This is a genomic window from Arthrobacter arabinosi, from assembly GCF_054511115.1.
In genome coordinates this window covers 379,291-402,430 of sequence record NZ_JBTNDF010000002.1, presented here as the reverse complement: position 1 = coordinate 402,430, position 23,140 = coordinate 379,291, and the positions used below count along the sequence as shown (strand labels likewise).

Genomic DNA, 23,140 nt, shown 5'->3' with positions numbered 1-23,140 from the left:
GGGATCAGGACTACGCGTTGTCGGCCGTACGGCGACGGACGACGTAGGTGCCACCGGCTGCTGCGGCGAGGAGCAGGCCACCGCCGAGGGCGATCATGCCTTCGGTGTTGGAGGAGGACTCCATCGCGACGCCCGTGTCGGCTCCGCCGGACGGCATGGCGCCCATCTGGCCCTTCACGAGGGTGCCGCACAGTGCGGGCGAGGTGGCGCCGAGGGGGAGCTCGGGCTTGAGCTCGGAGGGGCTGTTGAACACCTCGGCGGGGACGCCGGCCGTGGCGGGATCGAGACCGTGCACGACGACGACGGCGGTGCCGGCTTCGAGGGAGGCCTTGGTCGCGGCATCGAGGGTGATCTCGCGCTTGATGTTGTAGGTACCGCCCTGGCCGCCGAGCGCGAGGTTCAGGCCCTCGGCGGGCGTGGTGGCGCCCGAGGTGGTGAGCGTGGTGACGATGTCGCCGTATCCCGGCGCACCTTCGGCGACGTTGACGATGCCGTCACCGTTCGCGTCGTCGGCGGGGGTGGGGCAGACGCCCTTGGCGCCGCCGTGGATGTGCTGGACGTGCGGGTACGGGGCATCCATGAAGGTCTGGGCCAGGCCCGAGACCTGCAGGTTGACCATCGCGGTGTCGCCGGTGACATCGACCGTGATGCTGCCGGTACCCGTGGTGCCGTTGAGCTGGCCGAGGGTCGACGAGTAGCTCGCGTCCGCGGCCATGGCGGGGGATCCTGCCATGGCGACGGCGCCGAGTGCGAGGGCGGGTACTGCCAGGAGACGCATCTTCTTGTTCATGGGTGTTCCTCCATAGTGCGAATGAAGCGCACCGAGAGGCGCGCATGGCTGTACTTCGGGGTGAGCACCATCACGGATGGGAAAACTGGAAGGAAACTTATCAAAGCCTGACAGTTCGCCCGCGGTGGAAGCACGGGGGGCGTGCCCCCCGATGCGCAAGAATGGTCAGATGCAGTCATTAGGGAGTAGTGGCAGGCCTTCGGGCCGGGGCGTGAGCATGCGGATGGGGAGCGCCGGCATGGCCGTCATGCTGATCGTGTTCCTGGTCGCCGTGGTGTTCGCGGCGAACCAGAACGACGTCGTCGGCTGGCTGGTCGTGATCGTCTCGCTCGGCTGGCTCCTCATCTTCAGCTACGTGGTCCTCAGCCTTCGCGGAGCGGCCCGCAAGGCGACGGCGCGCCTGCAGGCGCAGGGCGCGTTCGGGCCCGTCGGGCATTCGTCGCCGGGCCAGGGGGCGGCCGCGCCCGTCGCCGTCGACAGGGCCCGGGATATGAAGCTCGATCACAGCTTCAAGATCGTCCAGGTGCAGGTCGGTGTCGTCAGGGACTACCTCGGCAAGGACGAGGGCATGGTCGAGCGTGCCCTCGAGACGATCGAGATCACCTCGCACAATGCGCGCTCCATGATGAAGGGCTCCACCGAAGGGCCCGTCGAGGGCACCGTTGTCGACTGAGGGGTTCTCGCTCCGGGGGGACGGGCCGGCCCTGCGCGGTACAGTGGATCGAGTGAGTCCGGCCCCTGATCCCCCACAGAAACCACTGCGTATCGCCTCCGTGAACGTCAACGGGATCCGCGCCGCCTACAAGCGCGGCATGCAGGAATGGCTCGACGGGCGGGACGTCGACATCCTCTGCCTGCAGGAGGTCCGGGCCCCCGACGCCGTCGTCCGTACCCTGCTGGGCGAGGACTGGCACATCCTCCACACCGAGGCCGAGGCCAAGGGGCGCGCCGGCGTGGCCGTCGCCTCCCGGCAGCAGCCGGTGGCGACGCGGACGACGATCGGCGACCCCTACTTCGACACGTCCGGACGCTGGGTGGAGGCCGACTTCGACCTCGACGGCACGAGCCTCACCGTCGTCAGCGCGTATGTCCACTCCGGCGAGGTCGGGACGCAGAAACAGGACGACAAGTACCGCTTCCTCGACGCCATGGCCGCCCGGCTGCCCCGGCTGAGGGACGCCGCCGACCACGTCGTGGTCATGGGGGACCTGAACGTCGGCCACACCATGCTCGACATCAGGAACTGGAAGGGCAACGTGAAGAGCGCGGGCTTCCTGCCCGAGGAACGTGCGTACTTCGACCGGTTCCTGTCGGACCAGTGCGGCTTCCTGGACGTGGCACGCCTCCTCGCGGGGGACGTCGACGGCCCCTACACCTGGTGGTCCTGGCGCGGCAAGGCGTTCGACAACGACACCGGCTGGCGGATCGACTACCAGCTGGCCACCCAGGCCCTCGCCAAGAGCGCGGTGCGTTCCGACGTCGACAGGGCGCCGAGCTGGGACACGCGGTTCTCGGACCACGCACCGCTCGTCGTCGACTACCAGATCTAGAGTCAGGACAGCCTTCATGACAGACCCCACGCCCGCCGCCCATCCGGGACGCCGGCAGCGCATCCTCTCGGGGATGCAGCCCTCCGCGGGATCGCTGCACCTCGGCAACTACCTCGGCGCGCTCGTGCAGTGGGTCCGCCTGCAGGAGACCTACGATGCCGTCTTCTTCATCCCCGACCTGCACGCGATCACCGTGCCGCAGGACCCGCAGGAACTGGCGCGCCGCACGCGGATCACCGCGGCCCAGTACATCGCCGGCGGTGTCGACCCGGACCGGGCGACGCTCTTCGTGCAGTCGCACGTCCCTGAGCACACCCAGCTCGCCTGGGTGCTGAACTGCATCACCGGTTTCGGCGAGGCGTCACGCATGACGCAGTTCAAGGACAAGGCGTCGAAGCAGGGGACGGACGCCGCGAGCGTGGGCCTCTTCACCTACCCGGTCCTGCAGGCCGCGGACATCCTCCTGTACCAGCCCGACGGCGTGCCGGTCGGGGAGGACCAGCGCCAGCACGTGGAGCTCAGCCGGGACCTGGCGCAGCGTTTCAACACGCGGTTCGGCGAGACCTTCGTGGTGCCGGAGCCCTTCATCCAGAAGGACTCCGCCAAGATCTACGACCTGCAGAATCCGACGGCGAAGATGTCGAAGTCCGCCTCGTCCCCTGCAGGCCTCATCAACCTCCTCGACGATCCGAAGGTCACCGCGAAGCGGATCAGGTCGGCGGTCACGGACGCCGGGACGGAGATCCGCTTCGACAGGACCGGGAAGCCCGGCATCTCCAACCTCCTCGCGATCTACTCGGGGCTCTCCGGCCGGTCCGTCGCGGAGCTCGAAACCGAGTACGAGGGGCGCATGTACGGCCACCTGAAGGTGGATCTCGCCGAGGTGGTGGTGGAGGCCCTGACGCCCGTCCGCAGCCGGGCGGAGGAACTGCTCGCAGACCCTGCCGAACTCGACCGCCTTCTCGCCAAGGGTGCCGCGAAGGCCCGCAGCCTCGCTGCCCCCACCCTCGCCGACGTGTATGCGCGCGTCGGTTTCCTCCCGGGTGCGGGGTCCCTCTGACCCATGTGCGCCTCGATCATCCAGCCCCGCGGAGCGGGTGCGACACCAGGATCCGGCGTGACCGGTAGCTCCGTGGGGATCACCATCCCGATCCCCGAGCCCCTCGCCGGCACCCTGGAGCTGTGGAGGTCGTCCTTCGGGGACCCGATGGCGGCGCTCGTCCCGCCGCACATCACCCTCATCACGACGACGCCCGCCACGGACTGGGACGAGACGATCGACCACGTGCGTGCCGTGGCCCGCGCCCAGGACCCGTTCACCGTTCGGCTCCGCGGCACCGGGTCCTTCCGGCCGGTCTCCCCGGTGGTGTTCCTCAGGCTCGCGGACGGTTTCGACGAGTGCGTGGACCTCCATGGCAGACTGCAGGCCGGTCCGCTCGAGCGCGTCCTCGACTTCCCGTTCCATCCGCACGTCACCGTGGCGCACGACGTCTCGGATGCGGGGATGGACGCCGCCGTCGAGGAGCTGCGGACCTTCGAGGCTTCGTTCGAGGTCCGATCCATGGGACTCTATGAGCACGTTCCGTCGGGGCTCTGGAAGCTGAGGGAGGAGCTGCATTTTGGCCAAGGCACTGACGGCTCCGAGGCCGCCGCAGGGTGACCCGCCCTCCCCGGCCGACCTGCCCGAGCTGCAGCGCCGGGTCGCCGAGGCGCGGATCCGGCTGGGCCGTCTCAACCGCTCGGGACGTGGCGGTCCCGAGCTCTTCCTCGCGCGGACGGATCTCGCCCTCTCCCGCCTCTACACCCTCCGCGGGGTGCGGGTCTTCCAGCTCTATCTCCGGCGGCGCGGGCCGCTCATGGCAGCAGGGCTCGCGTATCGCCTCTTCCTAGCCATCTCGGCGCTGCTCGTGGTGGCGTTCGCGGCCCTCGGCATCGTCATCGCGGGGAACGAGAACCTGCAGGACCTCGCCGTCGACGTGCTCGACCAGGCCGTCCCGGGGCTGATCGACAAGGGCGAGGGGCACCCCGGCCTCCTGACGCCGGACGCCCTGTTCGCAGCCACGAGCGGCCTCGGCTGGACGATCGTCGTCTCCGCGGGCGTGATGGTGGTGACCTCCCTCGGGTGGATCGCCGGGATGCGCCAGGCGATGCGCGGGATCTTCGCGCTGCCCCCGGTGGTCACCCACCCGGTCGCGCTCTGGATCAGGGACCTCGGCACCCTCGCCCTGCTCGGGGTCGTGATGCTCGTGACGACGGCGTTGGGGGTGATCGCCACCGACACCCTGGGCGCGCTGCTGTCCTTCCTCCGGCTGAGTGGCGCCACCCAGTGGCTGACCCAGGCCGCGGGCTTCACGGTCATGATCCTCCTGGACACCTTCGTCGTCGTCGTCCTCCTCCGGTTCTCCTCGGCGATCACCATGCCGAAGCGGATCCTCCTGCAGGGGGCGCTCATCGCGGGCCTCGGGACCTCGGTGCTCCGCTTCTTCTCGACGCAGATCGTCGGACTCTTCGGCAATAATGCGCTCCTGCTGTCCGTCGCGGTGGTCATCGCCCTGTTCGTCTGGTTCTACCTGCTCAGCCAGGTGTACCTGCTGGTGACGGCCTGGTGCGCCGTCGGCGTGGCGGACGCGGCCGTCGAAGCGGCGCGCCGGCACCACGCGAAGGCCGGATCGCTTCGGCAGCGGAGCCGGCGGAAGAACCGCGCCTAGCCCACCGGCGAGCCCAGGGGCGGCGCCCGCCCCGCACGGGAAAGGGCGGTCCGTCGAGACGGACCGCCCTTTCACCTGCTGCGCCGGGCCGGACCCGGCAGTGCTCAGATCTTGCGCGTCAGGATCGCCTGTTTGACCTCGGAGATGGCCTTCGTGACCTGGATGCCGCGCGGGCACGCCTCGGAACAGTTGAAGGTGGTCCGGCAGCGCCAGACGCCTTCCTTGTCGTTGAGGATCTCCAGGCGCATGTCCCCGGCGTCGTCCCGCGAGTCGAAGATGAACCGGTGGGCGTTGACGATCGCGGCCGGACCGAAGTACTGGCCGTCGGTCCAGAACACGGGGCACGACGACGTGCACGCAGCGCACAGGATGCACTTGGTGGTGTCGTCGTAGCGCTCGCGCTGCTCCGCGGACTGCAGGCGTTCCTTGCTCGGCTCGTGGCCCTTGCTGACCAGGAACGGCATGATCTCGCGGTAGGACTGGAAGAAGGGCTCCATGTCCACGATCAGGTCCTTCTCCACGGGGAGCCCCTTGATGGGTTCCACGAGGATGGGCTTGGACGTGTCGAGGTCCTTCAGCAGCGTCTTGCAGGCGAGACGGTTGCGGCCGTTGATGCGCATCGCGTCCGAGCCGCAGACGCCGTGGGCGCAGGAGCGGCGGAAGGACACGGAACCGTCGTGCTCCCACTTGACCTTGTGCAGGGCGTCCAGCACGCGGTCGGTGCCGTACATGGTGAGCTGCCATTCGTCCCAGTGCGCCTCGTCGGACACCTCGGGATTGTAGCGGCGCACCTTCAGGGTGATGTCGAAGGTGGGGATCTCTCCTCCGCCGCCGACGCCGGGCGCGAGCTCGACCTTGGAGGCCGGCTCCTTCTCGATCGTTTCGGTACTCATCAGTACTTACGCTCCATGGGCTGGTATCGGGTGAAGATCACCGGTTTGGTCTCAAGGCGGACGCCACTGGTCTCGGTGGCGCTCGGATCCTTGTAGGCCATGGAATGGGTCATGAAATTCTCGTCGTCACGCTCCGGGAAGTCCTCCCGGAAGTGTCCGCCGCGGGACTCCCGGCGGTGCAGGGCCGCCGCCGTCATGACCTTCGCCATGTCGAGGAGGAACCCGAGCTCCACGGCTTCGAGCAGGTCGAGGTTGAACCGCTTGCCCTTGTCCTGCACCGTGATGCGCGTGTAGCGCTCCTCCAGCATATCGATGACGCGCAAGGCCTCGAGCAGGGTCTGCTCGGTGCGGAACACCTGGACGTTGGCGTCCATGATGTCCTGCAGTTCCTTGCGGATCAGCGCCACGCGTTCACCACCCTCCGAGCTGCGCGCCCGGTTCAGGAGCTCCTCGGTCTCGGCCGTGGGATTCTCCGGGATCTCGACGAAATCGGCGGTCAGGGCGTACTCGGCGGCCGCGAGGCCGGCCCGCTTCCCGAACACGTTGATGTCGAGCAGCGAGTTGGTGCCGAGGCGGTTCGATCCGTGGACGGAGACGCACGCCACCTCGCCCGCCGCGTACAGGCCCGGCACCACGGTGTCGTTGTCCGCGAGGACCTCGGCCTTGACGTTGGTCGGGATGCCGCCCATCGCGTAGTGCGCGGTCGGGAAGACCGGGACGGGCTCCGTGTAGGGCTCCACACCGAGGTAGGTGCGGGCGAACTCCGTGATGTCCGGGAGCTTGGCATCGATGTGCGCCGGCTCCAGGTGCGTCAGGTCGAGGAGGACGTAGTCCTTGTTCGGCCCGGCACCGCGGCCCTCACGGACCTCGTTGGCCATGGACCGCGCGACGATGTCACGCGGCGCGAGGTCCTTGATGGTGGGGGCGTAGCGTTCCATGAACCGCTCGCCCTCGGAGTTGCGGAGGATCGCGCCCTCACCGCGGGCGGCCTCCGAGAGGAGGATGCCCAGGCCGGCGAGGCCCGTCGGGTGGAACTGGAAGAACTCCATGTCCTCGAGGGGGATACCGCGGCGGAACGCGATGCCCATGCCGTCGCCCGTCAGGGTGTGCGCGTTCGAGGTGGTCTTGTAGACCTTCCCGACGCCGCCCGAGGCGAAGACGACGGACTTCGCCTGGAAGATGTGCAGCTCGCCCGAGGCGAGGTCGTACGAGACGACGCCGGCGACGCGCTTCTCGATGCGCGTTACGCCGTCCACCGTGACTTCCTGGTCGACCATGAGGAGGTCCAGGACGTAGTACTCGTTGTAGAACTCGACGTTGTGCTTGACGCAGTTCTGGTAGAGGGTCTGGAGGATCATGTGTCCGGTGCGGTCGGCCGCGTAGCAGGACCGGCGGACGGGCGCCTTGCCGTGGTCGCGCGTATGACCGCCGAAGCGCCGCTGGTCGATGCGCCCCTCGGGCGTGCGGTTGAAGGGCAGTCCCATCTTCTCGAGGTCGAGGACGGCCTCGATGGCTTCCTTCGCCATGACCTCGGCGGCGTCCTGGTCGACGAGGTAGTCACCGCCCTTGACGGTGTCGAAGGTGTGCCACTCCCAGTTGTCCTCCTCGACATTGGCGAGGGCGGCGCACATGCCGCCCTGCGCCGCGCCCGTGTGGGAACGGGTGGGGTAGAGCTTCGTCAGGACGGCGGTGCGGGCACGCTGGCCGGATTCGATGGCTGCGCGCATTCCTGCGCCACCCGCGCCGACGATGACGACGTCGTACTTGTGGACCTGCATGCTGGTCGCTCTTTCTGTTGAAGCCGTTATAGATGCACGAGCGTGCCCGGTGGGCCCGCGTTTGGGGGCTGCCGCCTGCGGCAGGTGCTACGGGGCGGGGCAGTAGTCCGCGACGTGGGCCACGCCGTCGATGACGGGGCAGGGGTCGAACGTGTAGATCACGAGCGTGCCGAGGACCACGATGACGACGGTCGCCGTGTACAGGACACCCTTCAGCACCATGCGCGTGCGGTTCTTCTCCGCGTAGTCGTTGATGATCACCCGGATGCCGTTGGTGCCGTGCAGCATGGCCAGCCACAGCATCGTCAGGTCCCAGATCTGCCAGAAGGGGCTCGCCCACTTCCCGGCCACGAACCCGAAGTCGATGCCGGAGATGCCGTCGCCGGCGACGAGGTTCACGTAGAGGTGCACGAAGATCAGCACCACGAGGATCGCCCCGGAGAGCCGCATGAACAGCCAGGCGATCATCTCGAAGTTGCCCCTCGAGCCGGTGGTGCGGGAGTAGCTCGGGGACACGCGGCCGGAGCGGGGGCTTTCAATGGTTGGCGTAGCCATGGGGTACTAACCTCCGAAGACGTGCGAGAGATGGCGGATCGAGAAGGCGATCATGACGACCGCCCACAGGCCTACGACGCTCCAGAGCATCTGGCGGTGGTACCGGGGACCCTTCTTCCAGAAATCCACGAGGATGAGGCGGATGCCGTTGAAGGCGTGGAAGACGATCGCGGCCACGAGGCCGAGCTCCCCGAGGCCCATGATCGGGTTCTTGTAGGAGGCGATGACGGCGTCGTAGGCCTCCGGCGACACCCGCACGAGCGACGTGTCCAGGACATGAACGAGGAGGAAGAAGAAAATCACGACCCCGGTGATGCGGTGTGCCACCCAGGACCATTGGCCTTCCCGGCCACGGTAGAGGGTGCCTGCTGGTGTCAGTGTCTTCGGCATTGAAATTACCTCCCTGCATCGCGAGGGCGTTAGCGCGATATACGCAGGGATTACGCCGGTGCGACAGCACTCTTCAGATAAGAATAATCTAGGCCGGTGACACTCCCCGTTCAATTTAGGGGCGCCTCACCTGTGACCTTGTTAACACCCGTCCCGCCACCGGCGGTGCCGCCGGTCGGGACATCGTCCGTCCGGGGCACCCCAGGCGCGGCGGGTGTCGGTTACCGTGGAACCGATGAGTACCGAGAGGGCGGCTGCCCATACCCCTGACACCCCGCTGGACCGCTTCTACGGCGTGATCCCCGCGGGGGGCACCGGCACGCGGCTGTGGCCGCTCTCGCGCGCCGCCGCGCCCAAGTTCCTCCACGACCTCACCGGGTCCGGCAGCACCCTGATCCGTGCCACCTACGACCGCCTCCGTCCGGTCTGCGACGGGCGCATCATGGTGGTCACCGGGATCGTCCACCGCCGTGCGGTGCTGGCGCAGATCCCGGAGATCGAGGACCTGGATCTCGTCCTCGAGTCGGAGCCGAAGGATTCCGGGGCGGCCATCGGGCTCGCGGCCGCCATCCTGCACCGGAGGGACCCGCGGATCATCATGGGGTCCTTCGCCGCGGACCAGGTGATCGCCCCGGCCGATGTGTTCCAGGACGCCGTTCGGGAGGCCATCCACACGGCCGCCCAGGGCTACATCGTCACCATCGGCATCAAACCGACCCACGCGTCGACCGGCTTCGGGTACATCAGGGCCGGCGAGCCGCTCGCCGTCGAGAGGGCGCCGAGCGCCCATGCCGTCATCGAGTTCGTGGAGAAGCCGTCGCAGGACGTCGCGGACGGCTACATCGGGAGCGGGAACTACTCGTGGAACGCCGGCATGTTCGTGGCACCGGTGGACCTCATGCTCAAGCACCTGGCCGCCAACGAGCCCGAGCTCTACGCGGGCCTCATCGAGATCGCCGAGGCCTGGGACACGCCCGCCCGCGTCGAGGTGGCCCGCCGGGTCTGGCCGACCCTGCCGAAGATCGCCATCGACTACGCGGTCGCCGAGCCGGCCGCGGCCGCCGGCGACGTCGCCATGATCCCGGGCGAGTTCAGTTGGGACGACGTCGGCGACTTCGCGGCCATCGGCCGTCTGAACCCGGCCGAGGAGAACAGCGAGCTGAAGGTGATGGGGGAGGGCGCGCGCGTCTTCTCCGAGAACGCCTCCGGCATCGTCGTGTCGGACACCAAGCGCGTGATCGCGCTGATCGGGATCGACGACGTCGTCATCGTGGACACCCCCGACGCCCTGCTCGTCACCACCAAGGAGCACGCCCAGGAGGTCAAGAAGGCGGTGGAGCGGCTGCGCGCCAGCGGCGATACCGACGTGCTCTAGGAGGGCAAGCGTCCGGCCGATACCGGCCCTGCTCAACGAAATGCCGTCCCCGGGCCGCCGGTCGGTAGGCTGAGGGCGTGGAAACGTTCAGCACCCAGAGTCCTCCTGCCTCACGGGCCGGTGCCTCCCTCGACCTGCTGCTCGACGAGCTGACCGACATCCGGCGTGACCTCCACCGCCATCCCGAGCTCTCCTTCAAGGAACACCGCACCACGGACCTCATCGTCGCGCGGCTGCGGCAGGCCGGGCTCGTCCCGCGGCGGCTCGACGGGACCGGCGTCGTCGTCGACGTCGGCCGCGGCCCCCTCCGTCTCGGCCTGCGTGCCGACATCGACGCCCTGCCGATCATCGAGGAGACGGGCCTGCCCTATGCGTCGGCGTCGACCGGCGTGACGCATGCCTGCGGCCACGACATCCACGCCACGGTCATGCTCGGCGTCGCCCTCGTCCTCGCGGACCTCGACCGCGAGCAGTCCCTGCCCGGCACGGTCCGGATCATCTTCCAGCCCGCCGAGGAGATGATGCCCGGCGGCGCGCTCGACGTGATCGCACAGGGGGCCCTCACCGGCCTGCCGCGGATCCTCGCGCTGCACTGCGACCCGAGGATCGACGTCGGCCTCGTCGGCACGCGCATCGGCGCCATCACCTCGGCGTCGGACACCCTGCGCGTCGAACTCACCGGCCGGGGCGGCCACACCTCGCGTCCGCACCTGACCGAGGACCTCGTGTTCGCTCTGGCGTCCATCGCCGTGAACGTGCCGGTGATCCTCTCGCGGCGGATCGACGTGCGCAGTGCGGTCTCCGTGGTGTGGGGACAGATCCACGCCGGATCCGCGCCCAACGCGATCCCGGCGCACGGCTTCATGTCGGGGACGCTGCGCTGCCTCGACGCCGAGGCCTGGGAGTCCGCGGGGGAGATGCTCGACCGCGCCGTCCACGAGGTCGCGGCACCGTTCGGCGTGGACGTGAAGCTCGAGCACATCCGAGGCGTGCCTCCCGTCGTGAACCAGGAGGCCGAGACCGGCCTGCTCGAAGCGGCGGCCCGCGCCGCGCTGGGCCCCGCCTCCGTCGTCCTGACGCCGCAGTCCATGGGAGGCGAGGACTTCGCCTGGATGACGCAGAAGGTGCCCGGCGCCATGATGCGGCTCGGGACCCGCACGCCCGGCGGGGAGACCTACGACCTGCACCGTGGGGACTACAGGCCCGACGAGCGCGCCATCGAGTACGGCGTGCGCGTCATGGTGACCGCCGCCCTGCAGACCGTCCTGGAGGGCGATCGGTAGGAGGGGGGGCGCCTCGCCAGGGCACTGGTCAGTGCCCTGTGCATAACGAAATCCGAACGATCGGCGCGCCCCGAGGCGCCCGTGCCGTGTTGCGCGTCACTCGACCCATAGGATGGTCGCATACGTGCTGCACCGACGGTGTCGCAGCGCCACGGTCCTCCAGTGACAACAGAGCCTCGGATCAATCGTGACCCGGGATGGACACTCGCTGGAGTTCCTTCCCGTGGCGCATTTCTCTCCTGGAGGCATTTTGAAGAACTCACTGCGCAAAATTTCGCGTGGCACCGGCCTGTCCGCCGCCGTTCTCGGCGTATCGGCCCTCGTCCTCTCCGGTTGCGGGGCACCGCCCGCCGAAGACGCGTCCGGTGGCGGCTCGACCGCCGAAGCGAATGCCGACTACCTCGGCTGCATCGTCTCCGATTCCGGCGGATTCGACGACCGCTCGTTCAACCAGTCCAGCTACGAGGGCCTGAAGAAGGCCGAGGCCGACCTCGGCATCAAGATCAACCAGGCCGAGTCGCAGGCCGAGACCGACTTCGGCCCCAACGTCGACCAGATGGTCCAGGCCGGCTGCAACCTCACCGTCACCGTGGGCTTCCTGCTCGCCGACACCACCAAGGCCGCCGCGGAAGCCAACACCGAGGCGAACTTCGCGATCGTCGACGACAACTCGATCGACCTGCCCAACGTCAAGCCGATCATCTACGACACGGCGCAGGCTGCATTCCTGGCCGGTTACGCGGCGGCCGCGACGAGCGAGACCGGCAAGGTGGCCACGTTCGGCGGCATCAACATCCCGACCGTGACCATCTTCATGGACGGCTTCGCCGACGGCGTGAAGCACTTCAACGAGGAGACCGGCGGCGACGTCCAGCTCCTCGGCTGGGACAAGGAGAGCCAGAACGGCACCTTCGTGGGCAACTTCGAGGACCAGGCGGCAGGCAAGACCAACACGCAGAACTTCATCAACGAAGGCGCCGACATCATCATGCCCGTCGCCGGTCCGGTCGGCTCCGGCACGCTCGACGCTGTCATCGAGGCGAACGCGGGAGGCAAGGACGTCAAGGCGATCTGGGTCGACTCCGACGGCTACGAGACCGCGGGCAAGGGCGAGGAGTTCATCCTCACCTCGGTCATGAAGCTCATGGGCGACGCCGTCGAGGACGTCATCAGCACCGACGTCGAGGGCACCTTCGACAACACCCCGTACGTGGGCACGCTGGAGAACGGTGGCGTCGCACTGGCGCCGTTCCACGACCAGGAGGCCAACGTCCCCGCCGACCTGCAGTCGACGCTCGACGGCCTGAAGGACCAGATCGTCTCGGGCGAGATCACGGTCGACTCGGCCGCCAGCCCGAAGTAGTCCGCCAGCGCATCAGGACCGCCTTCCTCCCGCGGGTTCACGCCGGGAGGAAGGCGGTTTGCGTTTGACGCCGGTGGGTGTCCCGTTGCCCCGCCCGGTATCCTTTCCGTGGCTTCCGCCCCGGCCCAGACAAGACAAGAGAACAGAACAGGTTGGATGAGTTGTGAAACTCGAACTGATCGGCATCACGAAGCGCTTCGGATCGCTCGTCGCCAACGACTCCATCGACCTCGTCGTGGAACCGGGACAGGTGCACAGCCTGCTCGGTGAGAACGGGGCCGGCAAGTCGACGCTCATGAACGTGCTGTACGGACTGTACGACCCGACCGAGGGCGAGATCCTCGTCGATGACAAGCCCGTGACCTTCAAGGGTCCCGGGGACGCCATGGCCGCCGGCATCGGCATGGTGCACCAGCACTTCATGCTCGTGCCGGTCTTCACCGTGGCGGAGAACGTGGCCCTCGGCAACGAGGCCACGAAGGCGGGCGGCATGCTCGACCTGCAGAAGACGCGCACGCGCATCCGGCAGATCTCCGACCAGTACGGGTTCGACGTCGATCCCGATGCCGTGGTGGAGGACCTGCCGGTCGGTGTGCAGCAGCGTGTCGAGATCATCAAGGCCCTCGTGCGCGACGCCCAGGTGCTGATCCTGGACGAGCCGACCGCCGTGCTGACGCCCAAGGAGACGGACGAGCTGCTCGGCATCATGCGCCAGCTCAAGGCCGACGGGACGTCGATCGTCTTCATCTCGCACAAGCTCCGCGAGGTCAAGGCCGTCTCCGACGTCATCACGGTCATCCGCCGCGGCAAGGTCGTCGGCACCGCCCACCCGAGTGCATCGACCACCGAGCTCGCGTCCCTCATGGTGGGACGGTCGGTCAGCCTCACGCTCGACAAGAAGCCCGCGACCCCCGGCGAGGTGACCTTCAGGGTCTCCGACCTCACGGTCCAGGCGGCCAACGGCCAGCGCGTCGTGGACGGCCTCAGCTTCGAGGTGGCGCAGGGGGAGATCCTCGCCGTCGCCGGCGTCCAGGGCAACGGGCAGACCGAACTCACCGAAGCCATCATGGGGCTCCAGGACCACGTCACGGGCTCGATCACGCTCGGCGGGAAGGAACTCCTGGGCCGCAGCGTCAAGGACGTCATCCGGGCCGGTGTCGGGTTCGTCCCCGAGGACCGCAGCGTGGACGGGCTCGTCGGCACGTTCTCGGTCGCCGAGAACCTCGTCCTCAACCGCTACGACGACGCCCCCTTCGCCCGGCACATGTCCATGTCGCCCGCGGTGATCGAGAAGAACGCCGAGGAGAAGATCGCGGAGTACGACATCCGCACGCAGTCCGCCTCCGCACCGGCGGGCACGCTGTCCGGCGGGAACCAGCAGAAGGTCGTCATGGCCCGGGAGTTCTCGCGGCCGCTCGAACTGTTCATCGCCTCCCAGCCCACCCGCGGCGTCGACGTCGGATCCATCGAGTTCCTGCACCGCCGCATCCTCGCCGAACGCGACGGCGGCACCCCCGTCATCATCGTCTCGACCGAGCTCGACGAGGTCCTGGAACTCGCCGACCGGATCGCGGTGCTGTACCGCGGACGCCTGATGGGCATCCTGCCCGGCACGGTGTCCCGCGATGTCCTCGGCCTGATGATGGCCGGCATGGCCGGCGACGAAGCACTGGCCCAGGCACACGACGTTCAAGGAGGAAACCTGTGAGCCCGCAGGACGACAGGCCGGTCACCCCGGCGACCGACGGCGACGCGCCCCTCAGCCGTCGGGAAGCGAAGGAGACCGCACGCCAGGACGAGGTGCGGGTCGAGAACGCGGTCGGCACGGCCGGCGGGGCGATGCCCCCTCCCGCCGTCCCGGCCTCCGCAGGGAGTCCCGGTGGCGGACCCGCGCCGGAGTCGACGCTCCTGCAGCGCGTGATGACCGGGAACGCGCTCGTCGCCTTCCTGTCCGTGGTGCTCTCCCTCATCCTCGGGGGACTGCTCATCGCGGTCACCGACGAGAACGTGGCGCGGGCGTCGTCGTACTTCTTCAGCCGGCCCCAGGACACCCTGGCCGCAGGCTGGACGGCGGCGTCGAGCGCATACTTCGCCCTCTTCCAGGGCGCGGTGTTCAACTTCCAGGGGGAGACCTTCGCCCGGATGATCTACCCCCTGACGCAGACGCTGACGGTCGCCACGCCGCTCATCTGCGCGGGTCTGGGTGTGGCGCTCGCGTTCCGTGCGGGCCTGTTCAACATCGGCGCGCAGGGCCAGATCCTCATCGGCGCGACCTTCGCGGCCTGGGTCGGCTTCACGCTCCACCTCCCGGCCGGCATCCACCTGCTCCTGGTGATCCTCGCCGGCATGGTCGGCGGCGCGATCTGGGCCGGGCTCGTCGGAGTCCTCAAGGCCCGCACCGGCGCCCACGAGGTCATCCTGACCATCATGTTCAACTACATCGCCGTCAACCTGGTCCTCTACTTCCTGAGCACCCCCGCGTTCCAGCGGCCGGGGTCCACGAACCCGATCAGCCCGCAGCTCGACGCGACGGCGCTCTACCCGCCGCTGCTCGGCCCGGGCTTCCGCCTGCACTGGGGCTTCGTCGTCGCCGTGCTGGCGACGTTCTTCGTGGCGTGGCTGCTCAACCGCTCGACGGTCGGCTTCGAGCTGCGCGCCATCGGCGCCAACTCGAGCGCCGCCCGCACCGCGGGCATCAACGTCAGCAAGGGCTACATCCTGGCGATGGCCATCGCCGGAGCCCTCGCGGGACTCGCGGGTGTGGCGCAGGTGTCCGGTACCGAGAAGGTGCTGACGTCGGGCGTCGCGGCGAGCTTCGGCTTCGACGCGATCACCGTCGCCCTGCTCGGGCGGTCCACGCCGTGGGGCACCTTCGCGGCCGGCATCCTGTTCGGCGCGTTCCGCGCCGGCGGCGTGAGCATGCAGGCGTCGACCGGCACCAGCATCGACATCGTCCTCGTGGTGCAGTCGCTCATCGTCCTCTTCATCGCAGCGCCGCCGCTCGTCCGCGCGCTGTTCCGCCTCCCCGCACCCGGTGCCTCCCGCATCGGCAGGGGCGGCTCCACGACCCCCACGCCAGCCTCGACCGGAGCAGCAGCATGAGTACAGCAATGACCGACGCGCCCGCGCGCGGCGCCCACGACGCCGGCCACACCGGAGTGCGCAGCTGGAAGACCCCGATCATCCTCGCCGTGGTCGCGGTCCTCTCCCTCCTGGTGTTCGCCCTCGGGGCCCCGGACAACGACGTCACGTTCCGCCTCTCGGAGGACGGCGACGCGATCGTCCTGCCCGCGATCGTGGTGTCGGCGTCCGTCGTCGGGTGGATCACTGCCCTCGCGATGGCCGCCCTCGCGGCCATCGCGTTCCTGCGGACGCGCTCCGACCGGAAGGTGCCCACCTGGGTGCCGGCCGTGTTCGCCGTCCTGTTCCTCATCGCCTTCCTGACCTGGGTGGTGGGCAGCGCCCGCACGCCGAACGTCGCCCTCTACGGGCTCCTCGCCGGATCGGTGACCCTCGCGGTCCCGCTGATCTTCGGTTCGCTCTCGGGCATCCTGTGCGAGCGCTCCGGCGTCGTGAACATCGCCATCGAGGGGCAGCTGCTGTTCGGCGCCTTCGCCGCGGCCGTCGCCGCGTCCCTGTCCGGCAACGCGTTCGTCGGCCTCTTCGCCGCGGCCGTCGCCGGCGTGCTCGTGTCGCTCGTCCTCGCCGTCTTCAGCATCCGCTACGTCGTCAACCAGGTGATCGTCGGCGTCGTGCTGAACGTCCTGGTCTCCGGGCTCACCGGCTTCCTGTTCTCCGCCGTCCTCAGCGAGGATTCGGAGCGGTGGAACTCGCCGCCGCGTCTTCCCATCATCGAGATCCCGCTGCTCTCGGACCTCCCCGTGATCGGGCCGATCCTCTTCCAGCAGACCATCGTCGGGTACCTGATGTACGCGGCGGTCGCCGTCATCTACGTGGCGCTCTACCACTCCCGGTGGGGCCTGCGGACCCGTGCGGTCGGCGAGCACCCCAAGGCCGCGGACACCCTCGGCGTGAACGTCAACCGGATGCGCTTCACGAACGTGCTGCTCGCCGGTGTCGTCGCGGGCGTCGGGGGATCCTTCTTCACGCTCGTCGCCGTCTCGGGCTTCGGGCGGGACATGACGGCAGGCGCGGGCTACATCGCCCTGGCGGCCATGATCTTCGGCCGGTGGAACCCGATCGGCGCGTTCTTCGCGGCGCTGCTGTTCGGCTTCGCCACGAACCTGTCCAACGTGCTCAGCCTGCTCGGCACCCCGGTCCCGGACCAGTTCCTGCGCATGCTGCCCTACGTGGTCACGGTCTTCGCCGTCGCCGGCCTCGTGGGCCGCTCGCGGGCGCCGGGAGCCAGCGGCATCCCGTACATCAAGGGCTAGGAGCACCGATGACCGAGAACGACACCCCGACAGAGATCCCCTGGGACGAGCTCGCGGCGACCGCACGGGAGGCGATGGCACGCGCCTACGTCCCCTACTCCAGGTTCCCCGTCGGAGCGGCGGCACTGCTCGACGACGGCCGGATCATCTCCGGCTGCAACGTGGAGAACGCGTCCTACGGGCTGACGCTGTGCGCCGAGTGCGCGCTCGTCAGCGCGCTCGCCATGAGCGGCGGCGGGCGGATCAGGGCCTTCAGCTGCGTCGACGGCGACGGCAACACGCTCATGCCGTGCGGCCGCTGCCGGCAGCTGCTCTACGAGTTCCGTGCGCCCGACATGGTGCTCATGACCGTCAGCGGCATCCGCACCATGGACGAGGTCCTGCCGGACGCCTTCGGCCCCCAGCACCTCGCCTGAACACCCCCGACCGCCACGCCCACCCCGCCGAACAGATCCGAGGATCCTCCATGACCGAAGCCTTCGACGCCGTCGACATCATCCGCATCAAGCGCGACCGCGGCACCCTCTCACCCGAGCAGATCGCCTGGACCATCGACGCCTACACGCGCGGCGCCATCGCCGACGAGCAGATGGCGGCCCTCAACATGGCGATCCTGCTCAACGGCATGGACCGTGCCGAGATCTCGCGCTGGACGGCCGCCATGATCGCCTCGGGCGAGCGCATGGACTTCTCCTCGCTCGGCCGACCGACGAGCGACAAACACTCCACCGGCGGCGTGGGGGACAAGATCACCCTGCCGCTGGCACCCCTGGTCGCCGTGTTCGGCGTCGCCGTGCCGCAGCTGTCGGGCCGCGGCCTCGGCCACACCGGCGGGACCCTGGACAAGCTCGAGTCCATCCCCGGCTGGCAGGCGCACCTCAGCAACGAGGACATGCTTCGCCAGCTCGCCGACGTCGGCGCCGTCATCTGCGCGGCCGGCACGGGCCTCGCCCCCGCGGACAAGAAGCTGTACGCCCTCCGCGACGTCACCGGCACCGTCGAGGCGATCCCCCTCATCGCGTCCTCGATCATGAGCAAGAAGATCGCGGAGGGCACCGGCTCGCTCGTCCTCGACGTCAAGGTGGGCAGCGGAGCCTTCATGAAGGACGTCGGCCAGGCACGCGAGCTCGCCGAGACCATGGTGGCCCTCGGCAAGGACGCCGGGGTCGACACCGTGGCGCTCCTGACCGACATGAGCACCCCGCTCGGCCTCACCGCCGGCAACGCCATCGAGGTCGAGGAGTCGGTCGAGGTCCTCGCCGGCGGCGGCCCGTCCGACGTCGTCGAGCTCACCGTCCGCCTCGCCGAGGAGATGCTCGCCTGCGCCGGCGTGCGCGACGCCGATCCCGCCGCCGCGCTGAAGGACGGCCGCGCCATGGACGTGTGGAACAGGATGATCGAGGCGCAGGGCGGCGACCCGCGCGCAGCCCTGCCGGTCGCGAAGGAGTCCGAGGTCGTCCTCGCCCCGGCCGACGGCGTCCTCGTGGGGCTGGACGCGCTGGCGGTCGGCGTCGCCGCCTGGCGCCTCGGCGCCGGCCGCGCCCGCAAGGAGGACCGGGTGCAGGCGGGCGCCGGCGTGCGGATGCACGCCAAGCCCGGCGCCACGGTGCGCGCGGGCGAGCCGCTGATGACGCTGCTCACCGACACCCCCGAGAGGTTCGAGCGTGCGCGCGAGGCGCTGGCCGACGCCGTCGTGATCGCACCCGAGGGCTCGCGGCCCGCGCAGCAGCTCATCATCGACCGCATCGCCTAGTCCCTCCCGCCCGGGCCCCGGCAGGGGGACCCCCAGGGGCAGGCGCGGCCGGTCTCATCCCTCGGGGTGAGGCCGGCCGTCGCCTGTCTCGCCCGGAAGGCCGACGACCCGGCCCGGGGTGCGCCGGTAGCGTCGATGCCAGGCGCGGGGACGACGGCGGAGGAGCCCGGCATGGACATGATCACCAGGGCACCGGACGGCATCGGCGGTGTCGTCCTCGCCGCAGCCGGAGAGCCCTGGGTGTACCTCCTCGTCCTCGTCTGCTGCCTCGTCGACGGGTTCTTCCCGCCCTTCCCCAGCGAGTCCGTCGTCGTCGGCCTGGCATCCCTCGTCATCACCCAGGGCATGCCCGACCCGTGGCTCCTCGTCCTGGCCGCAGCGCTCGGCGCATTCCTCGGCGACAACATCGCGTTCCTCATCGGCCGGTCCATCGGCACCACGCGCTTCCGGTGGATGCGGCGGCCCCGGATGCAGCGCTCCTTCACCCGGGCGGGCCACGAGCTCGCCCGGCGCGCCGCGTCGCTCATCCTCGTGGCGCGCTTCATCCCGATCGGCCGGGTCGCCGTGAACCTCACGGCGGGCGCGACCGGCTACTCCCGCCGTCGCTTCGTGGCCCTCACCGCCCTGTCCGGGGTGGTGTGGGCCGGCTACTCCGTGGGGATCGGCGCCGTCGCCGGCACCTGGTTCCAGCACAACCACCTGCTCGGGATCGCGGTGGCGGTCGGGATCGCCGTCCTGATCGGCCTCGTGGTGGACCGCGGCATCGCGCTCGTCCGGGGCTCGACCCCCCTGCACGCCACGCGCGGGGAGCCCGCCGGAGCCGCCCGGGACCGGCCCCGACCGGCGCGCGGGACGAGCCCGCCCCGAGGCTGATCGCGTAGGCTTGCCAGCGTGACCCAGACCCAGAACGACGCCGCCATCGACATCCTGACCCTCCCCAAGGTCTCCCTCCACGACCACCTCGACGGCGGGCTGCGGCCGGCCACGATCCTCGAGCTCGCCGCCGCGGTCGGCCATGAGCTGCCGGCGTCCGACGCCGAGTCCCTCGGCGCCTGGTTCCGCGAATCCGCCGACTCGGGCTCCCTCGAGCGCTACCTCGAGACGTTCGACCACACCATCGCCGTCATGCAGACCCGCGACGGGCTCGTCCGGGTCGCCCGGGAATTCGTCGAGGACCTCGCGTCCGACGGCGTCGTCTACGGCGAGGTCCGCTGGGCGCCCGAACAGCACACGCAGCAGGGCCTGAGCCTCGACGAGGCCGTCGAGGCCGTGCAGGAGGGTCTCGAGGCGGGCGCCGCCGCGGCGATCGCCGCCGGCCGCGTCATCCAGGTGGGCCAGCTCATCACCGCGATGCGCCACGCCGACCGCAGCCAGGAGATCGCCGAGCTGGCACTCCGCCACCGCGACCGCGGGGCCGTCGGCTTCGACATCGCCGGTGCCGAGAACGGCTTCCCGGCGTCCCGCTTCGCCGATGCGTTCACGTTCCTCGCCTCCGAGCAGTTCCCCGTGACCGTCCATGCGGGCGAGGCCGCGGGCCCGGACAGCATCCGCGACGCGCTGGTCGCCGGGCGGGCCCTGCGCCTCGGCCACGGCGTGCGCATCGCCGAGGACATCGAGATCGAGGAATCGGCGGACGAGCAGGCAGCCGACGGCGAGGAGGTCGGGATCGCCAACCTCGGCCGGCTCGCGTCGTGGGTGCGCGACCGGGGGATCCCGCTCGAGCTGTGCCCGTCCTCGAACCTGCAGACCGGGGCCGTCGCCGGCTTCGGGAACACGATCGACGCGCACCCCTTCGACCTGCTCTACCAGCTGGGCTTCAAGGTCACCGTCAACACCGACAACCGCCTCATGAGCGGCGTGACGCTGACCGGGGAGTTCGAGCTGCTCGTCGAGACCTTCGGCTACGACCTCGGCGACCTCCTCGAACTGACCCTGAACGCCGTCGACGCCGCGTTCCTGCCCCTCGAGGACCGTGAGGCCCTGACCGAGCACATCGCCCAGAGCTTCGACGACGCCGCCCGGCAGGCCTCCGCCTGACCGCGTCCGTGAGCGGTGACGCGACCCACGCGGCAGGAGCACGCGACGCCGTGCCCGGGAGGCCCCCGGGTGCGGCGGTCGAGCGCCTCGTCGAGGTGGTGGCCCTGCTGCGCCGCCACTGCCCGTGGACCGCGGCCCTGGACCACGCGGCGCTGCTCGAGTACCTCGTGGAGGAGACGTACGAGCTCTACGAGGCGGTCGACGACGTCTCCCGCACCGGGGCCCCTGCTCCGGCACTCCTCGACGAACTGCGGGGGGAGCTCGGCGACGTCCTGTTCCAGGTGGTCCTCCACGCACAGCTGCGGGCCGAGGCGGGATCCTTCGGGTTCGCCGAGGTGGCCGACGGGCTCACCGCCAAACTGGTGCGCCGGAACCCCCACGTCTTCGGGGAGGACGGGAGCCTCCGGACCGGGGCGTCCACCGGGGCACAGGGCGGGACACCGACGTCGCTGGACGGGATCGTCGCGGCGTGGCAGGTTGTGAAGGCGCAGGAGCGGCCCGACCGCACCTCACCGTTCGACGGCATCCCGCACCACCTCCCCGCCCTGGCCTTCGCCGCGAAGACCCTCCGGCGGGCCGGGGAAGCCGCCCCCGAAGCCGGCCCCGAAGCCGCCGCAGCCGAGGCGGAGCTCGGACGCGACCTGCTCGCCCTGGTCCGTCGTTCGCTCGCCACCGGAGTCGACCCGGAGCGTGCGCTGCGCCGCGCCGTCCTCGACTACCAGCGGGACGCCCCCGACGGAGCCTGAGCCGGGGCGGCCCGGCAGCGCGTCACAACCGCGTGACCCACGGCACGGGCGGGACGCGCGTGAACTAGGCTGGGAGCAACACCTCCGTTGCTTCCGACAAAGACGTCCCAACACGATGTGAATTCCTGTACTCCAACGAAGAGGAGCAAATCCATGGCCATCATCGATGCCATCCACGCGAGGGAAATCCTCGATTCCCGCGGCAACCCGACGGTCGAGGTCGAGGTACTGCTCGACGACGACACGTTCGGGCGTGCAGCCGTCCCCTCCGGTGCGTCCACCGGTGCGTTCGAAGCGAACGAGCGCCGCGACGGCGAGAAGGACCGCTACCTCGGGAAGGGCGTCCTGCAGGCCGTCGAGGCCGTGATCGAGCAGATCCAGCCGGCCCTCCTCGGGTTCGACGCCGCCGACCAGCGTGCGATCGACCAGGCGATGATCGACCTGGACGGCACCGAGAACAAGTCCAACCTGGGCGCCAACGCGATGCTCGGCGTCTCCCTCGCCATCGCCCGCGCCGCCGCCGAGTCCTCGGCCCTGCCGCTCTACCGCTACCTCGGCGGCCCGAACGCGCACGTGCTGCCCGTCCCCCTCATGAACATCCTCAACGGCGGCTCCCACGCGGACTCCGACGTCGACATCCAGGAGTTCATGATCGTCCCGCTCGGCGCACAGTCCTACTCCGAGGGCCTCCGCTGGGGCGTCGAGGTGTACCACGAGCTCAAGTCCGTGCTGAAGGAGAAGGGCCTGGCCACCGGCCTCGGCGACGAGGGCGGCTTCGCCCCGAACCTGCCCTCCAACCGCGACGCGCTGGACCTCATCACCACCGCGATCGAGCGTGCCGGCTACACCCCCGGCACGGACATCGCGTTCGCGCTCGACGTCGCCGCCTCCGAGTTCTACGAGGACGGCACGTACCGGTTCGAGGGCAAGTCCCTCAGCACGCAGGAGATGAGCGCCTACTTCGAGGAGCTCGTCCGCGACTACCCGCTCGTCTCCATCGAGGACCCCCTCGACGAGGACGACTGGGAGGGCTGGAAGCACCTCACCGACTCGATCGGCGACAAGGTGCAGATCGTCGGTGACGACCTCTTCGTCACCAACCCGACGCGCCTCGCGAAGGGCATCTCCACCCGGACGGCGAACTCGCTGCTGGTCAAGGTCAACCAGATCGGCACCCTGACCGAGACACTCGACGCCATCTCGATGGCGCAGCGCGCCGGCTACACGACGATCACCTCGCACCGCTCCGGCGAGACCGAGGACACCACGATCGCGGACATCTGCGTGGCCACCAACGCCGGCCAGATCAAGACCGGTGCACCCGCCCGGAGCGAGCGCGTCGCCAAGTACAACCAGCTGCTCCGCATCGAGGAGGAGCTCGACGACGCCGCACGCTACGCCGGCCGCAGCGCCTTCCCGCGTTTCACGGCCTAGGTGATCCGCAGTTGATCGAGCGGGCGGTTACCCTCGTTAGACGGGTTCCGCGACGAACCCCCGCGACCACGCGCGAACGCATTTGACGAGG

The 23,140-nt window shown here is 69.6% G+C and carries 22 protein-coding genes; 17 read left to right on the top strand and 5 right to left on the bottom strand.

Annotation, left to right across the window (positions count from 1 at the left end; all coding sequences use genetic code 11):
* Positions 1–10 precede the first annotated feature (10 nt).
* A complete protein-coding gene (locus tag ACX80P_RS06010; RefSeq protein WP_459277149.1) occupies positions 11–790 on the bottom strand; it encodes a CHRD domain-containing protein in 780 nt (259 codons plus the stop codon).
* Positions 791–959: 169 nt separating this feature from the next.
* On the opposite strand from ACX80P_RS06010, the gene ACX80P_RS06005 reads away from it, so the two are divergent.
* From ACX80P_RS06005 to ACX80P_RS05985, 5 genes are read left to right on the top strand one after another with little or no spacing between them, the layout of a single operon-like run.
* Positions 960–1,463, top strand: a complete 504-nt coding sequence (locus tag ACX80P_RS06005; RefSeq protein WP_459277148.1) for a hypothetical protein — start codon at positions 960–962, stop codon at positions 1,461–1,463.
* A 43-nt stretch (positions 1,464–1,506) separates the two neighbouring features.
* Complete coding sequence (locus tag ACX80P_RS06000) at positions 1,507–2,340, top strand: exodeoxyribonuclease III (RefSeq protein ID WP_459277147.1); 834 nt, start codon at positions 1,507–1,509, stop codon at positions 2,338–2,340.
* 16 nt (positions 2,341–2,356) lie between these two features.
* Positions 2,357–3,400 (top strand): tryptophan--tRNA ligase, encoded by a 1,044-nt coding sequence (gene trpS / locus ACX80P_RS05995; protein ID WP_459277146.1) that lies wholly within the window; start codon positions 2,357–2,359, stop codon positions 3,398–3,400.
* A 57-nt stretch (positions 3,401–3,457) separates the two neighbouring features.
* Complete coding sequence (locus tag ACX80P_RS05990) at positions 3,458–4,000, top strand: 2'-5' RNA ligase family protein (protein WP_459277145.1); 543 nt, start codon at positions 3,458–3,460, stop codon at positions 3,998–4,000.
* On the top strand, positions 3,960–5,048 hold the full coding sequence (locus tag ACX80P_RS05985) for a YihY/virulence factor BrkB family protein (RefSeq protein ID WP_459277144.1): 1,089 nt from the start codon (positions 3,960–3,962) through the stop codon (positions 5,046–5,048). The genes ACX80P_RS05990 and ACX80P_RS05985 overlap by 41 nt, the downstream gene beginning before the upstream one ends.
* 104 nt (positions 5,049–5,152) lie before the next feature.
* On the opposite strand, the gene ACX80P_RS05980 is transcribed toward ACX80P_RS05985, so the two are convergent.
* The 4 genes from ACX80P_RS05980 to sdhC all read right to left on the bottom strand — a co-directional run bounded on the left by ACX80P_RS05980 (position 5,153) and on the right by sdhC (position 8,664).
* Positions 5,153–5,941 (bottom strand): succinate dehydrogenase iron-sulfur subunit, encoded by a 789-nt coding sequence (locus tag ACX80P_RS05980; RefSeq protein ID WP_459277143.1) that lies wholly within the window; start codon positions 5,939–5,941, stop codon positions 5,153–5,155.
* On the bottom strand, positions 5,941–7,719 hold the full coding sequence (gene sdhA, locus ACX80P_RS05975; RefSeq protein ID WP_459277142.1) for a succinate dehydrogenase flavoprotein subunit: 1,779 nt from the start codon (positions 7,717–7,719) through the stop codon (positions 5,941–5,943). Before sdhA ends, ACX80P_RS05980 begins: the two co-directional genes overlap by 1 nt.
* An 87-nt stretch (positions 7,720–7,806) precedes the next feature.
* On the bottom strand, positions 7,807–8,274 hold the full coding sequence (locus ACX80P_RS05970) for a succinate dehydrogenase hydrophobic membrane anchor subunit (protein ID WP_459277141.1): 468 nt from the start codon (positions 8,272–8,274) through the stop codon (positions 7,807–7,809).
* A 6-nt stretch (positions 8,275–8,280) separates the two neighbouring features.
* A complete protein-coding gene (gene sdhC / locus ACX80P_RS05965; protein ID WP_459277140.1) occupies positions 8,281–8,664 on the bottom strand; it encodes a succinate dehydrogenase, cytochrome b556 subunit in 384 nt (127 codons plus the stop codon).
* Positions 8,665–8,899: 235 nt separating this feature from the next.
* On the opposite strand from sdhC, the gene ACX80P_RS05960 reads away from it, so the two are divergent.
* From ACX80P_RS05960 to eno, 12 genes are all read left to right on the top strand, one after another.
* Positions 8,900–10,039, top strand: coding sequence for a mannose-1-phosphate guanylyltransferase (locus ACX80P_RS05960; protein ID WP_459277139.1), 1,140 nt, complete (start codon positions 8,900–8,902; stop codon positions 10,037–10,039).
* 77 nt (positions 10,040–10,116) lie between these two features.
* Positions 10,117–11,322 carry an amidohydrolase gene (locus ACX80P_RS05955; RefSeq protein ID WP_459277138.1) on the top strand — a complete coding sequence of 402 codons (1,206 nt, stop codon included), beginning with the start codon at positions 10,117–10,119 and terminating at the stop codon, positions 11,320–11,322.
* A 250-nt stretch (positions 11,323–11,572) separates the two neighbouring features.
* Positions 11,573–12,685: a BMP family lipoprotein gene (locus ACX80P_RS05950; RefSeq protein ID WP_459277137.1), complete on the top strand. Its 1,113-nt coding sequence runs from the start codon at positions 11,573–11,575 to the stop codon at positions 12,683–12,685.
* 163 nt (positions 12,686–12,848) lie between these two features.
* A complete protein-coding gene (locus tag ACX80P_RS05945) occupies positions 12,849–14,393 on the top strand; it encodes an ABC transporter ATP-binding protein (protein WP_459277136.1) in 1,545 nt (514 codons plus the stop codon).
* 131 nt (positions 14,394–14,524) lie between these two features.
* Positions 14,525–15,787 carry an ABC transporter permease gene (locus tag ACX80P_RS05940; protein ID WP_459277510.1) on the top strand — a complete coding sequence of 421 codons (1,263 nt, stop codon included), beginning with the start codon at positions 14,525–14,527 and terminating at the stop codon, positions 15,785–15,787.
* The gene (locus tag ACX80P_RS05935) at positions 15,784–17,079 is read left to right on the top strand and encodes an ABC transporter permease (protein WP_459277134.1); all 1,296 of its coding nucleotides are present in this window, start codon (positions 15,784–15,786) and stop codon (positions 17,077–17,079) included. Before ACX80P_RS05940 ends, ACX80P_RS05935 begins: the two co-directional genes overlap by 4 nt.
* A gap of 8 nt (positions 17,080–17,087) precedes the next feature.
* Positions 17,088–17,495, top strand: coding sequence for a cytidine deaminase (locus tag ACX80P_RS05930; protein ID WP_459277133.1), 408 nt, complete (start codon positions 17,088–17,090; stop codon positions 17,493–17,495).
* 50 nt (positions 17,496–17,545) lie between these two features.
* Complete coding sequence (locus ACX80P_RS05925; RefSeq protein ID WP_459277132.1) at positions 17,546–18,832, top strand: thymidine phosphorylase; 1,287 nt, start codon at positions 17,546–17,548, stop codon at positions 18,830–18,832.
* A gap of 171 nt (positions 18,833–19,003) precedes the next feature.
* Positions 19,004–19,705, top strand: coding sequence for a DedA family protein (locus ACX80P_RS05920; protein ID WP_459277131.1), 702 nt, complete (start codon positions 19,004–19,006; stop codon positions 19,703–19,705).
* An 18-nt stretch (positions 19,706–19,723) separates the two neighbouring features.
* Entirely contained in the window at positions 19,724–20,869 is a 1,146-nt protein-coding gene (locus tag ACX80P_RS05915; protein WP_459277130.1) for an adenosine deaminase, read from the top strand.
* 8 nt (positions 20,870–20,877) lie between these two features.
* Complete coding sequence (locus ACX80P_RS05910) at positions 20,878–21,615, top strand: MazG nucleotide pyrophosphohydrolase domain-containing protein (protein ID WP_459277129.1); 738 nt, start codon at positions 20,878–20,880, stop codon at positions 21,613–21,615.
* 153 nt (positions 21,616–21,768) lie between these two features.
* Positions 21,769–23,049, top strand: coding sequence for a phosphopyruvate hydratase (gene eno / locus ACX80P_RS05905; RefSeq protein WP_459277128.1), 1,281 nt, complete (start codon positions 21,769–21,771; stop codon positions 23,047–23,049).
* Positions 23,050–23,140: the final 91 nt, after the last annotated feature.